General features: G+C 37.0%; 11 protein-coding genes. 6 read left to right on the top strand and 5 right to left on the bottom strand.

Going from position 1 to position 16813, the window contains the following annotated elements:
- Positions 1-174 precede the first annotated feature (174 nt).
- The gene (locus tag ADM90_RS03070) at positions 175-1257 is read right to left on the bottom strand and encodes a glycosyltransferase family 4 protein (protein ID WP_053993599.1); all 1083 of its coding nucleotides are present in this window, start codon (positions 1255-1257) and stop codon (positions 175-177) included.
- A 225-nt stretch (positions 1258-1482) separates the two neighbouring features.
- On the opposite strand from ADM90_RS03070, the gene secA2 reads away from it, so the two are divergent.
- Positions 1483-3846 carry an accessory Sec system translocase SecA2 gene (secA2, locus tag ADM90_RS03065; RefSeq protein ID WP_053993598.1) on the top strand — a complete coding sequence of 788 codons (2364 nt, stop codon included), beginning with the start codon at positions 1483-1485 and terminating at the stop codon, positions 3844-3846.
- The gene (locus ADM90_RS03060) at positions 3846-4739 is read left to right on the top strand and encodes an accessory Sec system S-layer assembly protein (RefSeq protein ID WP_053993597.1); all 894 of its coding nucleotides are present in this window, start codon (positions 3846-3848) and stop codon (positions 4737-4739) included. Before secA2 ends, ADM90_RS03060 begins: the two co-directional genes overlap by 1 nt.
- Before the next feature lie 97 nt (positions 4740-4836).
- Here the strand turns inward: ADM90_RS03060 and ADM90_RS03055 are convergent, their stop codons facing one another.
- Positions 4837-5733, bottom strand: coding sequence for a C40 family peptidase (locus ADM90_RS03055; protein WP_053994871.1), 897 nt, complete (start codon positions 5731-5733; stop codon positions 4837-4839).
- Positions 5734-5972: 239 nt separating this feature from the next.
- Here ADM90_RS03055 and brnQ point away from each other — a divergent pair, with 239 nt between their 5' ends.
- Both brnQ and ADM90_RS03045 read left to right on the top strand, forming a co-directional pair.
- The gene (brnQ, locus tag ADM90_RS03050; protein WP_053993596.1) at positions 5973-7304 is read left to right on the top strand and encodes a branched-chain amino acid transport system II carrier protein; all 1332 of its coding nucleotides are present in this window, start codon (positions 5973-5975) and stop codon (positions 7302-7304) included.
- Positions 7305-7493: 189 nt separating this feature from the next.
- Entirely contained in the window at positions 7494-8867 is a 1374-nt protein-coding gene (locus ADM90_RS03045) for a S41 family peptidase (protein ID WP_053993595.1), read from the top strand.
- A gap of 541 nt (positions 8868-9408) precedes the next feature.
- Here ADM90_RS03045 and ADM90_RS03040 read toward each other — a convergent pair.
- Together ADM90_RS03040 and putP are read right to left on the bottom strand one after the other, a co-directional pair.
- Positions 9409-10272 carry an EamA family transporter gene (locus tag ADM90_RS03040; protein ID WP_053993594.1) on the bottom strand — a complete coding sequence of 288 codons (864 nt, stop codon included), beginning with the start codon at positions 10270-10272 and terminating at the stop codon, positions 9409-9411.
- A 176-nt stretch (positions 10273-10448) separates the two neighbouring features.
- Positions 10449-11933 (bottom strand): sodium/proline symporter PutP, encoded by a 1485-nt coding sequence (gene putP, locus ADM90_RS03035; protein ID WP_053993593.1) that lies wholly within the window; start codon positions 11931-11933, stop codon positions 10449-10451.
- Positions 11934-12256: 323 nt separating this feature from the next.
- Between putP and ADM90_RS03030 the strand changes: the two genes are divergently transcribed.
- Entirely contained in the window at positions 12257-13231 is a 975-nt protein-coding gene (locus ADM90_RS03030) for a proline dehydrogenase family protein (RefSeq protein ID WP_053994870.1), read from the top strand.
- 99 nt (positions 13232-13330) lie between these two features.
- Here the strand turns inward: ADM90_RS03030 and ADM90_RS03025 are convergent, their stop codons facing one another.
- Entirely contained in the window at positions 13331-14662 is a 1332-nt protein-coding gene (locus ADM90_RS03025; protein ID WP_053993592.1) for an AAA-type ATPase lid domain-containing protein, read from the bottom strand.
- Between the two features lie 172 nt (positions 14663-14834).
- Here ADM90_RS03025 and pruA point away from each other — a divergent pair, with 172 nt between their 5' ends.
- Positions 14835-16379, top strand: a complete 1545-nt coding sequence (gene pruA / locus ADM90_RS03020) for an L-glutamate gamma-semialdehyde dehydrogenase (protein ID WP_053993591.1) — start codon at positions 14835-14837, stop codon at positions 16377-16379.
- The last annotated feature ends 434 nt before the right edge of the window (positions 16380-16813 follow it).

The raw sequence follows: 16813 nt of genomic DNA, 5'->3' as shown, positions 1-16813 counted from the left end.
AGTAATAGTTGTCTATGGTCTTTTTTTGGGTAAAATTAAATAATCTGATCGATAAATCACCTGATTTGGTCAATAAACCCCGCGATTTGATCGATACCCCCCACAGACCTCTCTATTTGGTTGATCAAAATGCCGTAAAAAAGCAATCACACAGGTGTATGATTGCTTTTTTGTTTATTTATTAAATATCCGTACAAAATTTAATAACGGTTTGTAGTTTTTTCCTGCGAGTCCAATGATCTCGACAAAGATTTCTATGGCTGTCAATATTACGGCTACCAGTAAAATCGCGCCCCATACTTTTGCCATTGAGAAAATAATCGCTGCTAAGCCAAACATCATCGCAATTCCATAAATAAGTAGTACTGTTTGACGATGTGTGAAGCCCATATCCAGTAGACGGTGATGCAAATGTGATTTATCTGGATCAGACCATTTTTTCTTCATACGTAAACGACGAACGATAGCAAAGAATGTATCAGAAATCGGTACACCCAGAATAATAATTGGAATGATTAATGAAACGAATGTAACGTTTTTAAAACCAAGTAACGCTAATACCGAAATCATAAAGCCAAGGAATAACGCCCCTGTATCACCCATAAAAATTTTCGCTGGATGGAAATTATAAAATAAAAAGCCCAGTGATGCTACAGCTAAAATGGCTGCTATTGCTAAAACAAACATATTGCTCATAATAAATGCCATCACTGCTAATGTGATGAGTGCAATTGTTGAAACCCCTGCAGCTAAACCATCTAAGCCATCAATTAAATTAATGGCATTTGTAATACCAACAATCCAAATAATTGTTAATGGAATGCTTAGTAAACCAAAATCTAATGTACCTAAAAACGGTAAATTCACCATTTCAATTTGAATGCCGCCGACAAAAACGATAATGAGTGCAGCCGCAAGCTGTCCCAGCATTTTTGCCTTAGCAGAAATTTCACGCATATCATCGACAACACCAGTGGCAACAATAATACATGCACCAATAATAATTGCCAATAAATAAGTATCACTATCATTTTTAGCATTTCTTAAAATGTCCATTAAAAACGGATATAAAATCGCTACACCAATTATAAACGCAAGGAAAATTGCCAATCCACCAAGTCTCGGCATAATTCGAGCATGTACTTTTCGATAGTTTGGCGCATCGACTGCACCTATTCTAAATGCTAAACGCTTCACTACTGGAGTTAATAAAATGGATGCAATAAATGCTGCTATTAAAGACACGTAAAGAAGCATGTCTCTCCTCCTCAAAAAAGTAATCTACATTGAAATCCACATTGATTATAGCATGAACAAGCATTGAAATATACTTTTTCTAAAAATTTTCCACGATTTCACAAATATTTTGTACATTTTAGTACTCATAGATTCCCATATAGTCAGTTGTAGTCACCATTCGTAAAATTTGATAGAATAATGAAGTGTCTAGCACTTAGACAACTTAAAAGGAGCGTATATTCCATGTTCTCAATTTTCAAAAGTAACAAAGAGCAAACAAGTGCTCGTCAATTAAAGCGCTACTATAAAATAGTAGAACAAATTAACAACCTTGAAGAAAAATATGTCAACAAGTCAGATGCTGAATTGCGAGAAATGACTTTTATTTTCAAAGATCAATTAGATCAAGGTGAGCCTATTACAGCTATTATTCCAGATGCTTTTGCTGTTGTACGCGAAGCCTCAAAGCGTGTGTTAGGCATGCGTCATTTTGATGTACAGCTTATCGGTGGCCTTGTTTTAACAGAAGGCAATATCGCTGAAATGCCCACAGGTGAAGGTAAAACGCTTGTTGCTTCCCTTCCCTCCTACGTTCGTGCATTAGAAGGTAAAGGCGTCCACGTTATTACTGTGAATGATTATTTAGCGAAGCGTGACTTTGAATTAGTTGGGCAAATTCATCGTTTCCTTGGTTTAACTGTAGGGTTAAATATACCCATGATGGAACCAGATGCGAAGAAAGAGGCCTATAATGCTGATATCACATACGGTGTAGGGACTGAATTTGGCTTCGACTATTTACGTGATAATATGGCTTACAGCTTAGCGGATAAAGCACAACGTCCTTATCATTTTGCCATTATTGATGAAGTGGATAGTGTATTGATTGATGAAGCCAAAACACCATTAATTATCGCGGGTAAAATGCCATCTAATGGTGAATTACATCGCATTGCGGCTATGCTAGCTAAACGTTTCAAAAAAGATGAGGATTATGATTTCGATGATGAAACAAAAGCTACTTCCCTTACAGATAAAGGAATTGAGAAGGTGGAGGCTGCCTTCAATGTTGATAATCTGTATGACTTGGAGCATCAAACACTGTTCCACTATGTGATTCAAGCTGTTCGTGCACATGTGATGTTTAAGCGCGATGTTGATTACATTGTAAAGGATGACAAAATTGAGCTTGTTGATATGTTTACAGGACGTATTTTAGAAGGTCGTTCATTATCTGATGGTCTACATCAAGCGATTGAAGCAAAAGAAGGTGTGACAATTACAGATGAAAATAAATCACAGGCACAAATTACCATTCAAAACTATTTCCGCATGTATCCGCACCTTTCTGGAATGACAGGTACAGCGAAAACACAGGAAAAAGAAATTATGGAAGTATACGGCATGGAGGTTGTACAAATTCCAACAAACCGTCCACGTCGACGTATCGATCAGCCTGATCTTATTTTTAGCACACAAGAGGCAAAATATAAGTATGTGACTGCTGAAGCCAAAAAACGTCATGAAAAAGGACAGCCTGTTTTAATCGGTACAACATCTATTCTCCAATCTGAAACAGTTGCTGACTATTTGAAAAAGGAAAACCTACAATTCCAATTATTAAATGCTAAAACAGTGGAACAAGAAGTGGAGTTAATTTCACAAGCAGGTCAAAAAGGCCGTATTACAGTTGCAACAAATATGGCGGGTCGTGGTACAGATATTATGCTTGGTGAAGGTGTTCCTGAGCTTGGTGGTTTATATGTAATCGGTACAGAAAAACATGAAAGCCGCCGTGTAGACAATCAGCTACGTGGTCGTTCTGGCCGTCAAGGAGACGTAGGTGAAAGTCGCTTTATTCTCTCTATTGAAGATGATATGTTCCGCCGTTATGCAAAAGAAGAAGTGGAAAAATTCATAACTAAAATGGTTGTGGATGAACAAGGCATTATTCAAAATAAAGATGTACAAGAACTTATCAACCGTACACAGCGCATTGTTGAAGGCTCTCAATATGGTATGCGCGAATACAACTTAAAATTAGATGATGTGATTAACGATCAACGGACGGTTCTTTATGGATTACGTGACCAAATTTTAGCAGGTGACAATATATTAGAGCAATTAAAACAAATGCTTTATGAAACTGTAGACTTTGCAGTACGTGATGCTACTCCTGACGATATCCCTTCATTTGAATGGGATTATGAAGGGATTGAAAGAACTCTAAATAGCCTTTTCCTCAGTCCTGTAACCATCGATCGAGAGGTTGGCAAGGTGATACCTATTTTAGATTCCCTGCAAGCACCTGTAGATGAATTAACTATAAAAATGGACAAATTTGCTCAAAACGAACAAGTGATGGAAGTCATTCCTAAAATTATGCTAGGCTATTTAGATAGCGGCTGGGTGAAGCATTTAGAGGCGATGGCACATTTAAAAGAAGGTATTGGACTTCGCCATTATCAGCAAGAGGACCCTATGCGTATTTATCAGCGTGAAGGTTTAGAATTGTTCGGTAAAAATTTCCAAGAATTACGTCGTTCGATTATTGTAGAGGTTATTGATTTTATGAAAACAATTGAAGCACAAATGGAGGAACAATAATGGGTTTATTTTCATTTTTTAAGAAATCAGATAAAGTAGTGCAGGAAAATACCATTGACTCAAAGGATTTACTAGGAAATAACGGAACAGATCAAAACAGCGATGAAGAAGTAGAGACAAAGCTTTCTTTCCATCCAGACTGGGACGTACCGCAAGAGCAAAAATACATTTTTAATTTCCTAGCAAATGAACTAGAACCATTAAAGCCAAATCAATTATCGTTATCTTCTATTAGTATTGAAGAAGATCGCTTTGGAAAATGGCATGTCCGTGCATTTTTCCGCTCATCGCTTTCTGAAGCCATTGAATTAGGTGAAATTGAACTTTTCATCATGGATAAAGACGATAAACTTATAGCTTCTAAGCGATTTGACTTTAAAGCACTTGGCACAATTCCTGCTAAAAGTGCTCGTCCATGGGTATTTGAGTTTGAGAAACCTACTATTCAAGTTGATGAAATACCGGAAGATGGTTGGAAATTGGCTTTTAACCTTGTATCTTTACGTGAACATCAATTAGAATTAGACCCTACTTGGGAAGAGCAATTACCAGCAGAGCAAAAAGAAGAACTTGCTAAAATTGTCAAAACTTTACCGAAATTAAATGATACAGAGGTAAACTTTACAGGTTTGCAAGCGAAATTTATGAACAATGGTAGCTTAAATGTTTCCATCTTTATTCGTAATGGACATAGTAAAGCGATTAACTTAGAACAACTGCCTCTCGAGATTATTGACGCAAGAGGGAAACAAATCGCCAAAGGTTCTTTTAAAATGGACCCAGTTCTTACTGTCCAACCAAATTCAACAAAGCCATGGACATTTATTTTTCCTAAAGAGTTAGTGAATCCAAAAGGTGCTGACCTCTCTCGCTGGACAGCACGTGTCACATAATAACATCAAAGAATAAATCGACCGCATGACATCAACTGTTCATGCGGTTTTATCTATATAAAAAGCGATTTCTGCTAAGGCAGAAATCGCTCCTTTGTTATTTTACGCCATCGAAACGTTTATAGGCTACTAATTTGGAAGCCCAATATGTGTGTGTAACATCAGAGATTTCAACACCATCTGAACCCGCATGGATAAACTTATTATCACCAAGATAAATACCCATATGAGATATACCTTCCTTATAGGTGTTTTCAAAAAATACTAAATCTCCAGGTACTGGATTTTTCACCTGTACTGTATTGCCATTAAAATACCCTTCACTGCTCGTTCTCCCTATTTTTAAGCCACCTTGATTAAAAGTATAGAAAATAAAGCCACTACAATCAAGACCTACGGGTGTATTGCCACCATAAAGATATGGTGTGCCTACCAATGTATTGGCTACTTCTATTGTTTTGCTATAAATAGATTGTCCACTCACCGTAGGGTCTTTCGTAATTACTTTTGATGGTGTACCCGTTTCTGAAGTTCCATCATTATGTATAGTACCTCTATCAGGTATCACTACAGTTGCTGAAGAAAGCTTTAACACTTGTCCAATATAGATTGTGTCATTCTCTAGCTTATTCCACTCTTTAATATCCGTAATTGTCACATTATATTGCTTAGCAATTTTTGATAATGTATCTCCTTTTGCGACTGTATGAGCGTTAGCTGTCGGTTTGGTAGATACAGGTGGATTAGAAGGTTTTAGTCCTGTATCTGTTGACGGCTTTTGAACCTCCAACTTCTGAGCGACATAAATCGTGTCCTTCGATAGATTATTCCACTTCATAATATCGCTAATTGTTACTTGGTGCTTTTGAGCGATTTTTGTTAAAGTATCTCCTTTTTGTACCGTGTATGTTGCTGCTTCTGCTGTTTGTAGTGCTAAAAATGAAGTGGCAATTGTACTTAAAACTAAAATTCTCCACTTTTTTGTTTTTTTCATACCCAAAATGCCCCCGTTCATGCTAAAATATTTCCTTGTGTGTCTATCATACTAGATATTTCTTTTAGGGAAATCGGAAATACTGACTATTTTTCAAAAGTTTTAGTAATCTTATAAAATCCGACTATATTACAATAGTGTTTTCATTGCAAGATTGTCGCCCCTATGATAACATACACATCTGTATTTAAAATTTTTTGAAAGTTTTAGCTTTTCAATTTTAAAGGAGTCTTAACATTATGAAAAACATCTTGCATTTCATCAAGGATAATTTAGCAGTAGGTCTACTACTATTTGCCTTGTTTTTGGGTGCTGGTAATATTATCTTTCCACCATTATTAGGACAACAAGCTGGCGACAATATTACGCTAGCGATGATTGGATTTCTCATAACCGGTGTTGGTCTACCACTACTGGCGATCGTAGCGGTGGCAAAAGCAGGTGGCGATTTACAGCTACTTGCAAACCGTGTGAGCCCTGCTTTTGGGGTGTTATTTACATCAATCGTCTATTTAGCAATTGGGCCATTCTTTGCCATACCACGAACAGGATCCGTATCTTATGAAATAGGCATTGCTCCGTTGCTTCCTGAAGCTATGGCTAATCATTGGGCACCACTTCTCATTACATCCGTTGTATTTTTTGCCCTAATTCTTTACTTATCCTTTAATCCTTCCAAATTAGTGGATCGGGTAGGTAAAATTTTAACGCCTGTGCTTTTGCTTATTATTCTATTGCTAGCAGGAAAAAGCTTTATCTCTCCAATGGGGGAACCAGGAGAAGCTGTAGGCAAATATATCACTGCTCCGTTTGCTGAAGGCTTTGTCCAAGGCTATTTAACAATGGATGTACTAGCTGCACTCGTTTTCGGTATCGTGATTTTACAGGCATTGCGTAATATGGGGGTAACAGATAAGAAAAAGCAAGTGAACACTACAATATTTGCAGGTGTTGTGGCGGCATTGGGCTTATCCTTCGTCTATATTTCACTTAGTCAAATTGGTAACACAAGTATTCATGCCATTGGAACATCTGAAAATGGCGGAAATATTATTGCAAAATCAGCTGAAGTACTTTTTGGTAGTCTCGGAAGTCTTATTTTGTCTGCTACTATTTTACTAGCTTGTATCTCAACGGCTGTTGGTTTATTGACAGCAAATGCACAGTATTTTCATAAGCTGTTTCCTAAAATCTCCTATAAAAGTTTTTTAATCGTCTTTACTATTTTTAGTACAGCTATTACTAATGTAGGGCTTTCAACAATTATTAGTGCTTCTTTACCTGTTTTACTAATTATTTATCCATTAGCAATAGTGTTAATGGTACTATCATTAGCGGATCAGTTCTTTAAAGGTGGACAAATTGTTTATATTTTAGCGCTTATCCCAACCTTCCTTGTCAGTCTATATGATGGCTTAAAGGAGATGAAGATAGAGCTCGTAGCTTATGAAAATCTATTAAAGATATTGCCATTATACGAGCAAAGCCTTGGCTGGCTTTTACCAGCGATTATTGGCGCGTTTCTTGGCTTTATTCTTCATTTGTTGTTGCCTAAAAAACACTTTACTTAGTCGCTCAGTCTAAAAGAACCTGCCACCTAGCAGGTTCTTTATTTATTTTCCACTATTTTCACTGCTTCATGTATAATAAAAGGAGATACTCAATTTGTAAAATAGGCCCGTCCATTTATAACCACACCCATTGGATGACGGATTAGTACGAGTATAATTTTTGTTGAGTTTCTAGAAAAGAGGTGTCCTTTGAAAAAATTAATATGGTCATTTGTATTTATGCTAAGCTTCTTACTTCTCCCCTTCACTGCCACGCATGCTGCTAGTCATGAACAACAGCTTGTTAAGGAAATTAAAGAAGTCATTAATAATACTTATGTCGGAACCATTGATGGAGACTTAAAGAGTGCCACATCCATCTCAGAAATCATAAGTATGCTTGATCCTTACTCAACATATTTTACAGAGCAAGAGTTTGAAGATTATATGAACAGTATTAACCTAGCAACAATTGGGATTGGTGTTGTCATAGAAGAGCATAAGGACGGTATTTTGATTAAAGATGTTATTGAAGGCAGTGGAGCCTTTGAGGCAGACGTACAGGCTGGAGATATTATTATTGCTATTAATGGAAAATCCATTGCAGGATCTTCTATACAGGAAGCTTCTTCTCTATTACTAGGGAATGAAGATACTCAAGTAAAAATTACACTTAAACATAATGATGAAACAACATCTACTAAAACCATTACACGTAAAAAATTTGCATTACCAAATGTACAATCTGAGTTACTTTTTGGAAATGTAGGCTATATAGCGATGACCTCCTTTTCAGAGGATGGCGCACAGCTTGTAAAAAAAGCCCTATTAGACCTAAGACAGCGTGGTGCTACCTCGTTTATTCTCGATTTACAAAATAATGGTGGCGGCTATGTCACAACGGCTGAGGAACTTACAGGTTTATTCCCGTCAGCTAAGGTTGCCTATTTATTAGAGGAAGCACACGGCATTTATACAATACCTGCTGCTCACCAAGATGCCAAGTTTCCAACTAACACTCGTATTTTAGTGAATCGCTATAGTGCAAGTGCTTCTGAAATGCTTGCTGCTTCATTGCAAGATCAAAAAGCAGCAATTTTATATGGAGAAACAACTTATGGAAAAGGCGCAATGCAAGGCTTCTATACACTACAGGATGGCAGCTACTTAAAGCTAACGGTTGGTAAATTTACAGGACCTGATCAAAAAACTATTCATGAGGTTGGTGTGAAGCCTAATATTCAAACAACAGCCGCTCCGATTTTCCAAGCACACTTTGATGCACTAAAGGAGCAATATTCAAAATATAAAAAGCTCTCAAATGTTAAAAATAGTACCAATACTCAAAAGCTAACGATAAAAATCCCTGCATCACTGACGTCACAAATAGCGAAGGGACATATTCAACTAGTAGCATTAGGGGCTAATGAAGTGTCAGCAAGCGCTAAAGTGACAGGGAATTCCATTATAGTAACACCCACAAATCCTTTATCATTAGACCAAGAGTATATGCTATTTATCCATCCAAATGCACATAGTAAAGTACAAAAAGGCTATTACCAACATATTAAAATAACAAGTTAAAAAACTCTCTCGCTATAGAGGAGTATAGACAAATAAAAAAGCATCTTCGATTGAATTCGGGTTTAGAAACCTAAACTTCAATTAGAAGGTGCTTTTTCTCTGAGTACAAGAGTGAGTTATCTGTATAAAATAAAAATGAAGACCACTGAGGAATACCAATCAAACAGGTAGTAAATGAATTAACTATATGACAGTGAATACAGGCGAAAACATAGATGTGTTGATATAAAAATGGAGAAGCCCAACGACTGGAACAACTTGTACGTAAAGAGCAGATCTTTTAAAGGTATACCCGCTGATAATGCCCCTATTTCATTCAACATGAAAGTCTGAAACATTCTACTTAAACAATTTGAAGCGTACTACGAACAATCATTGTAGAATAAACTATCCAAGACTATGTAAATTATTATAACTCTATCTGAATACAAACAAAACTAAATAACCAGTCGCCAGTTCAGAACTGACAACTGGTTAGATAATGCTTTTTGTTCCCTATCTTGGATAAAGAGGTCAGTCCCCAAAAGGCACATTACACTTGTTATCTGCTTACACGAGTTCCTATTGTTAATACTAGAATCCCTGCAAAAATCAGTACAACACCCAGCCATGATGTCCACGCTAAATATTCTCCAAGGAAAAATGCCCCAAGTAATGCGGCTGTTAAAGGTTCCGCTAAGCTAAGTGTTACAGCTGCTGAGGATGAAATAGCTCGCAGTCCTCCTAAAAATAGCACATATGCCAAACTTGTTGCCATTAACCCCATATACGTCATCGTCCAAATATTTTCTGAGATTCCCATCCAGCTAAATCCACCTTGCCATGCAAATGGAACTAGCAATACTGCACATAATGAAAATGTCATGGCTACTGCAGGCAATGTTGCTGCTTTTTCTGTTAAACGCTTGCTCACATTTGTGTACAATGCAAACATACAGCCACCACTGAGAGCAAGCAAAATACCAAGGCTATTTACTGTTGTGTCACCACCAACTGCAAACAATAAAATACAACCAACAATAGCAAATGTAGTCGAAATTACCCATGTTTTTGTCGGCTTTACCTTCCAAATTAGCCATTCAAGGATACCCGCAAATACAGGTGCGCTCCCAATCGTAACAACAGTGCCAATAGCGACACCTGTGTAACGTATGGATGAAAAAAAGAAGCCTTGAAAAAGTGCAATGGAAATAGCCGCAAGTATATTCCATTTCCATGGCCATGTTTGCCAGTGTATCATGCGAGCCGATAATGTAATAATTAGCAGTGCGCCTCCACCAATCGCTGAACGAATACAAGCAACAGCAATTGGAGAAATATCTCCTTGTAAAAATGTTTGTGTTGTACCAGTAGTTCCCCAAAGAATTGCAGATAGTAGCACAATAATATATGGAAAAATTTTCATTTAAATTCCCCCCCGTCTGTTATTTAGGTTGATGACAGCCCTTAACAGAGAGAAGTTCTCACCTTTCCTCCACTAAGAGCAGAAAAGTGGGGATGGTACATCATTTTCAAATAATGGCGTCCATAGCATATTTATTCACCTCAATCAATGAAAATAATTGAATACTAGAATAGCTACTATCTTTCTTCTTTCAGAATTTTTTCCATGCTATTGAATTCATCTTCAATATCTTGATTTCGTTTATATGTCATAAGACTAACAACAACTGCCACGAGTAAACATACGATAAAACCAGGAACAATTTCATATAATGCTGAAGTTAAGACCTCTACCTTACCCCAAATAAATGCAGTCACTGCACCTGTTATCATACCACTAATAGCACCATAATTTGTTAATTTTCTCCAATATAAAGATAATAAAATAATTGGACCGAATGCTGCACCGAAGCCTGCCCATGCAAAGCTTACTAAGTTTAAAACAGAGTTATCTGGATTCCATGCTAAAATTCCTGCAACAATTGATACGACTAATACAGCCATACGGCCAACAAAAACATAATGCTTATCACTTGCAGTTTTATTGAATAAAGCTTTGTAAATATCCTCTACAAGTGCTGAAGATGTTACGATTAATTGTGAAGAAATCGTACTCATAACAGCCGCTAAAATAGCAGCTAACATAATACCTGCAATAAATGGATGGAATAAAATTTGCCCCATTACAATAAATACTGTTTCAACATCCTTTAGCTCTCCTCCATTTTGTTGGAAATACGCTACACCAACTAAAGCGGTTGCAAGAGCACCAAATAAACTTAAAATCATCCAGCCAATACCGATACGTCGAGCCTGTTTTGTTTCCTTTACTGAAGTAATCGCCATAAAGCGCACGATAATATGTGGTTGTCCAAAATAGCCTAAGCCCCATGCTACCGAAGAAATCAACGCCGCTGCTGTAAGTGTTGATGGTAGTAAGTTTAAATGTTCAGGATCAACGGCTTTAATCGAATCGATCGTGTCTCCTAGTCCACCTGTTAAGAATAGCCCAAATACAGGAACGGCAATCAATGCAACAAACATTGTTAAACCCTGAATAAAGTCTGTATAACTAACAGCTAAAAATCCACCAAATAATGTATAGGCTACAACTACACCTGATACAATTAATAAACCTGTATGATAATCATAGCCGAAGGAGCTATCAAAAAACTTACCGCCAGCTACCATGCCTGATGATACATAAAACGTAAAGAATACTAAAATAATAATACCTGATGCAATTCTGATCAGCTTTGTATGATCACGCAAACGGTTATCCAGGTAACTTGGAATTGTAATTGAATCGTTAGAAACTTGTGTGTACACACGTAATCTTGGTGCTACTAATAACCAGTTTAAATAAGCCCCTATTGTTAAACCAATAGCAATCCATGCCTCAACAATCCCTGATAAATAAATGGCTCCTGGTAATCCCATCAATAACCAGCCAGACATATCTGCGGCACCCGCACTAAGCGCTGTTACAGCAGGACCCAGCGAACGTCCCCCTAGCATATAATCCGTTAAATTCGATGTTTTAACAAATGAATACCATCCAATGGCTAACATTGCTACTAGATAAATAATAATTGCAAGTAATTGATACACATTTTCTGACATATTTTTTCCCCCTTGTTTAGTCATGATTGTTAGCTAATAAAAATGTTTTAGTGCAAATAAACTATATAATCCTCCTTTTCCCCATAAAAATTAAATCTACGCATTCTAAAATAAAGCATAATCACTATTTTGAAAAGTTCCAATTTTTTTAATAAAAATTTTTAAAGTATTTTTAGAGCTTGGAAAAGTCAATAAAGACACTATCTCATGCTCTCTAAGAGGGACCTCTAAAAATGTTAAAAAAAAATCTTATTGTTTTACTTTTCAAAAAAAGTGTTATAATCGCCAAGAATTTAAAATTTTCAACTTTGGAGGTCATTTTAATGGCATTACGTGACTTTTTTATCGCACTTTCAGAAAACCAATTATTAAATAGCGCTGCCCAAAAATATGGTTTACGCATGGGTGCACAAAGCGTTGTAGCAGGCACATCCATTCCAGAGGTTGTGCAAACAATTAAAGAGCTAAACCGTGCAAACATTTCTTGTACTGTAGATAACCTTGGCGAATTCGTCTTTGAGAAATCTGCAGCAACAGCAGCAAAAAATAATATTTTAGCAGTGATTCAAGCAATTCATGATGAACAATTAGATGCACATATTTCGCTAAAGCCTTCACAGCTAGGACAAGATATTGATATTGACTTTTGCTATGAAAACTTAAAAGAGGTTGTAGCACTGGCACATCAATACAATATTTTTGTAAACTTTGATATGGAAAACTATGGTCGTTTACATAGCTCATTTGATTTACTTGATAAGCTACACAAAGAGTACAATAATGTTGGTACTGTTATTCAGGCATATTTCTTTGAATCAGACGAAAACATTGAAAAATACAAAGATTTCCGTCTTCGCATTGTAAAAGGTGCCTACAAAGAGGCTGAAGAGGTAGCTTATCAATCAAAAGCTGATATCGACCGCAATTATCTAAAACTAATTGAATATCATTTATTGCACGGGAAATTTACATCCATCGCTACACATGACCATAATGTTATTAATCTTGTTAAGCAATTTGTAAAACAGCATAATATTCCCAATGATAAATTTGAATTCCAAATGCTCTATGGTTTCCGTAAAGATATGCAGTTAGATCTTGCACATGAAGGCTATAATTTCTGTACATATTTACCATTTGGTAATGATTGGTATGGATACTTTATGCGTCGTTTAGCAGAGCGCCCTCAAAATCTAGCACTTGTCACAAAGCAAGTGTTTAATAAAAAAACAAATACAGCAATCGGCTTAGGTGTTGTAGCCTTTGCTCTCGGCCGTCTATCTAAAAAGAGCAAATAAAATTACAGGCGATCCACCTATTGAGCGATTCTATCCACCACTTTAGGTAATCTATCCATCAGTTCAATAATGCTATCCACCAAAAAAGCGAAAACATCGTTAATCAATGTTTTCGCTTTTTTTATTGAGCTTATAGTTTTTAACACGATACTGTAAGCTTTGTCGTCGTATTCCTAATGCAGCCGCTGTTTTTGAAATATTACCCTGATGAAAATCCAATGCCTTGGAAATATAATATTCCTCAACCTCTTTCATGTAGACATCAAGTGGTCGAATATCGTGTGGATTTTTAATAATAAATAAATCAGCCTTCTCCTCTGTTCCGTTTTCATAGGAATATTGGATTTTCCATCTAAAATGGGCCGGTAGCATATGGGAGTCAACTACTGTTTCATTTGTTAGAAGCGAGGAAATTTCATCCAGTAAAACCTCTAATTCCTTTAAATTCCCAGGCCAGTCATACCCTAAAAAGATTTCTTGTACTTCCTCCGACAACCCTTGAATAGAGGAGCCAAAGCTATCACGATGTCGTTTAAAATAGTCATCAATAAAGGGCATAATATCTTCTTTTCGCTCTCGCAACGGTGGCACATAAATCGTAATACCCGAAAATAGTCGATATAATTTTTTCGATAGCTTTTGTGCTTGAATTAAATCAATAGGATCTTTGCCTACGCTCGCAATTAGCATATGATGATGATTAGGATGGTTGTTGAAAAGCTCCACAATTTTCTCTTGAGCGGCCATGGATAAATATTCGATCCGCTCAGCAAAGAACGTAATTTTTTCTTTTTCAACAATGTATTTTTCAAAGTGCTTTAAAATCGTGTCCTCATCTCTACGGCAAATTAATGCAATAAACATATCATTTTTTACGCTTAAATCATGATGAATACCTTCAGCAATCATATCAATTCCCGTACCAGACTCCCCTATTAACACAACAGGCATTCTACTAAGTGCTACAATTTTTGCCTTTTCAATAACATCCTTCATCACTGCTGATACAGCCGAAATAATATCAAAGGTTAGTGGCGCACCATATCTTCTTAATGGCTGGTACATCATATATTCAAGCTGTGTAATATCGCGGGCAAATTCCACCGCCCCTACTAAAACTCCCTCATAATGCAGTGGATAAATATTGCTAATGTAGGTTACCTCTTGGTTTTTTTTATTCCAGTACGTTTTTTTTACATTGAGCACAGGCGTTTCAGAATTTAAAACTTTATAAATATCACTTTTCTCTGTTTCAAAATCAATAATTTCGAGTGCTCGCCTCTCCTCAAATTCATCCTCATTAACGCCTTCTAGCTCTCGCATTTTTTTATTATATATAAGCAATTTGCCATCTGTATCTACTACACAAATGCCCATATCACCTTTTTCAATAACATATCTATAAATACTGAGTAGTATACTATTATCCATTTTGTCCTCCTGTATGCTCCTAAGCTTATTCTAACACCAATCTAAAAGGCTGATGAGAAAATTTAAAAAATTTATATTGATTAATGCCAAATAATATTGCATTATATAATTAACAAAATCTTAAGAAGTGCATAATCATTTGGCACTCTTTTATCTATTGGAGGAAATTGACATGATTCCATACAAACACGAACCATTTACAGATTTTACACAAGAGGCGAACTATACTGCTTATGTAGAGGCTTTAAATAAAGTAGAGGGGTATTTAGGGCAAGACTACCCACTTATTATCGGTGGCGAGCGCATTACAACTGAGGATAAAATCGTTTCGTATAACCCTGCCAAGAAAACAGAAGTCGTGGGTCGCGTATCAAAAGCGAGCCAAGAGCTAGCTGAAAAAGCGATGCAAGAGGCAGACCAAGCATTTAAAACATGGAAAAAGGTGGATCCAGCTATTCGTGCAGACGTGCTCTTCAAGGCAGCAGCAATTGTCCGTCGCCGTAAACATGAATTCTCGGCTTTATTAACAAAGGAAGCGGGCAAACCATGGGCAGAGGCAGATGCCGATACAGCAGAAGCAATCGACTTTATGGAATATTATGCACGTCAAATGCTACGTATTAAAGATGGGCAACCCGTGGAAAGCCGTCCAGGTGAATATAACCGTTACGACTATATTCCATTAGGTATCGGTATTGTGATTTCTCCTTGGAACTTTGCCTTTGCGATTATGGCGGGCACAACGGTTGCAGCATTAGTAACAGGCAACACCGTGTTATTAAAACCAGCTTCGACGACACCAATCGTTGCGTATAAATTTATCGAAGTATTAGAAGAAGCTGGTCTTCCAGCAGGTGTGGTGAACTTTGTCCCAGGCTCTGGTGCAGAAGTGGGCGACTATTTAGTGGATCATCCAAAAACACGCTTTATCAGCTTCACAGGCTCACGTGATGTTGGCTTACGCATTAACCAACGTGCATCCGTTGTCAATGAAGGACAAATTTGGATTAAACGTGTCATCGCTGAAATGGGCGGTAAGGATACAATCGTTGTGGATAAAGAAGCTGATTTAGAGCTAGCTGCACAATCCATTGTAAAATCAGCATTTGGCTTCTCGGGCCAAAAATGTTCCGCATGTTCTCGTGTAGTAATCGTAGAAGATGTTTACGACCAAGTAGTGGAGCGTGTAGTTGAATTAACAAACACTTTAACAGTGGGCGACCCAACTGACTTTACTAACTTTATGGCGACGGTAATTGACCAAGCAGCGTTTAACAAAATTACGGAGTATATCGAGATTGGGAAAGGCGAAGGTCGTCTAGTAGCTGGTGGTACAGCCGATGATTCAGTGGGCTACTTTGTGCAGCCAACCGTCTTTGCAGATGTAGATCCTTCAGCTCGTATTATGAAGGAAGAAATCTTTGGGCCAGTCGTGGCGATTGCTAAAGCAAAAGACTTCGATCATGCGATTGATATTGCCAATGATACAGAATATGGTTTAACAGGGGCTGTCATTACGAAAAACCGTATGAACCTTGAAAAAGCACGTGAAGAATTCCATGTGGGTAACCTGTACTTCAACCGTGGCTGTACGGGCGCCATCGTAGGCTACCAACCATTCGGTGGCTTCAATATGTCAGGCACAGACTCTAAAGCGGGTGGGCCAGACTACTTACAATTACACATGCAAGCAAAAACAACTTCTGAAATGCTTTAATTAAAAAAGGGGCTGTTTGGAAAGATAATATCTTTTCAAACAGTCCTTTCTCACATGCGATCTATTTATTTTTAGTTTTCCCTTTACTCTTCCCCGCGTAAAAAGCCACTGATAATGCAAGACCAATAATAATAAATGTCCAATCTTTATTCACAAAACCAAGGATAAAAAAAGGAATGCCTATCACCCATATTGTCTCATCCCTCCTACTATTTTAGATGACTTCCTAGTTATACGAATAACGATAAAAAGAGATTCACTTTTCAAGAGCGTACATAAATAACTATATAATAGAAGAAACTCATCTCCATTTTGATGCTTTTTCTCTTGCTTTGGATAAAACCATACTTATTTCCTATAATAAATTGGTACTTTTTATATTTTTTCATATCATTTGACCCTTATGCCAATTTTATAACTTTGTTAAAATAATA

It is taken from the genome of Lysinibacillus macroides, assembly GCF_001281525.1.
Lineage (GTDB): Bacteria > Bacillota > Bacilli > Bacillales_A > Planococcaceae > Lysinibacillus > Lysinibacillus macroides.
This window is presented reverse-complemented; position numbering and strand designations above follow the sequence as displayed.

Coding starts and splice junctions, on each gene's coding strand:
- ADM90_RS03070 (WP_053993599.1), bottom strand. CDS start 1,257: ATGCTTCTTTACGTGTCTTTAATAGCAGCATTTATTGCATCCATTTTA.
- secA2 (WP_053993598.1), top strand. CDS start 1,483: ATGTTCTCAATTTTCAAAAGTAACAAAGAGCAAACAAGTGCTCGTCAA.
- ADM90_RS03060 (WP_053993597.1), top strand. CDS start 3,846: ATGGGTTTATTTTCATTTTTTAAGAAATCAGATAAAGTAGTGCAGGAA.
- ADM90_RS03055 (WP_053994871.1), bottom strand. CDS start 5,733: ATGAAAAAAACAAAAAAGTGGAGAATTTTAGTTTTAAGTACAATTGCC.
- brnQ (WP_053993596.1), top strand. CDS start 5,973: ATGAAAAACATCTTGCATTTCATCAAGGATAATTTAGCAGTAGGTCTA.
- ADM90_RS03040 (WP_053993594.1), bottom strand. CDS start 10,272: ATGAAAATTTTTCCATATATTATTGTGCTACTATCTGCAATTCTTTGG.
- putP (WP_053993593.1), bottom strand. CDS start 11,933: ATGTCAGAAAATGTGTATCAATTACTTGCAATTATTATTTATCTAGTA.
- ADM90_RS03030 (WP_053994870.1), top strand. CDS start 12,257: ATGGCATTACGTGACTTTTTTATCGCACTTTCAGAAAACCAATTATTA.
- ADM90_RS03025 (WP_053993592.1), bottom strand. CDS start 14,662: ATGGATAATAGTATACTACTCAGTATTTATAGATATGTTATTGAAAAA.
- pruA (WP_053993591.1), top strand. CDS start 14,835: ATGATTCCATACAAACACGAACCATTTACAGATTTTACACAAGAGGCG.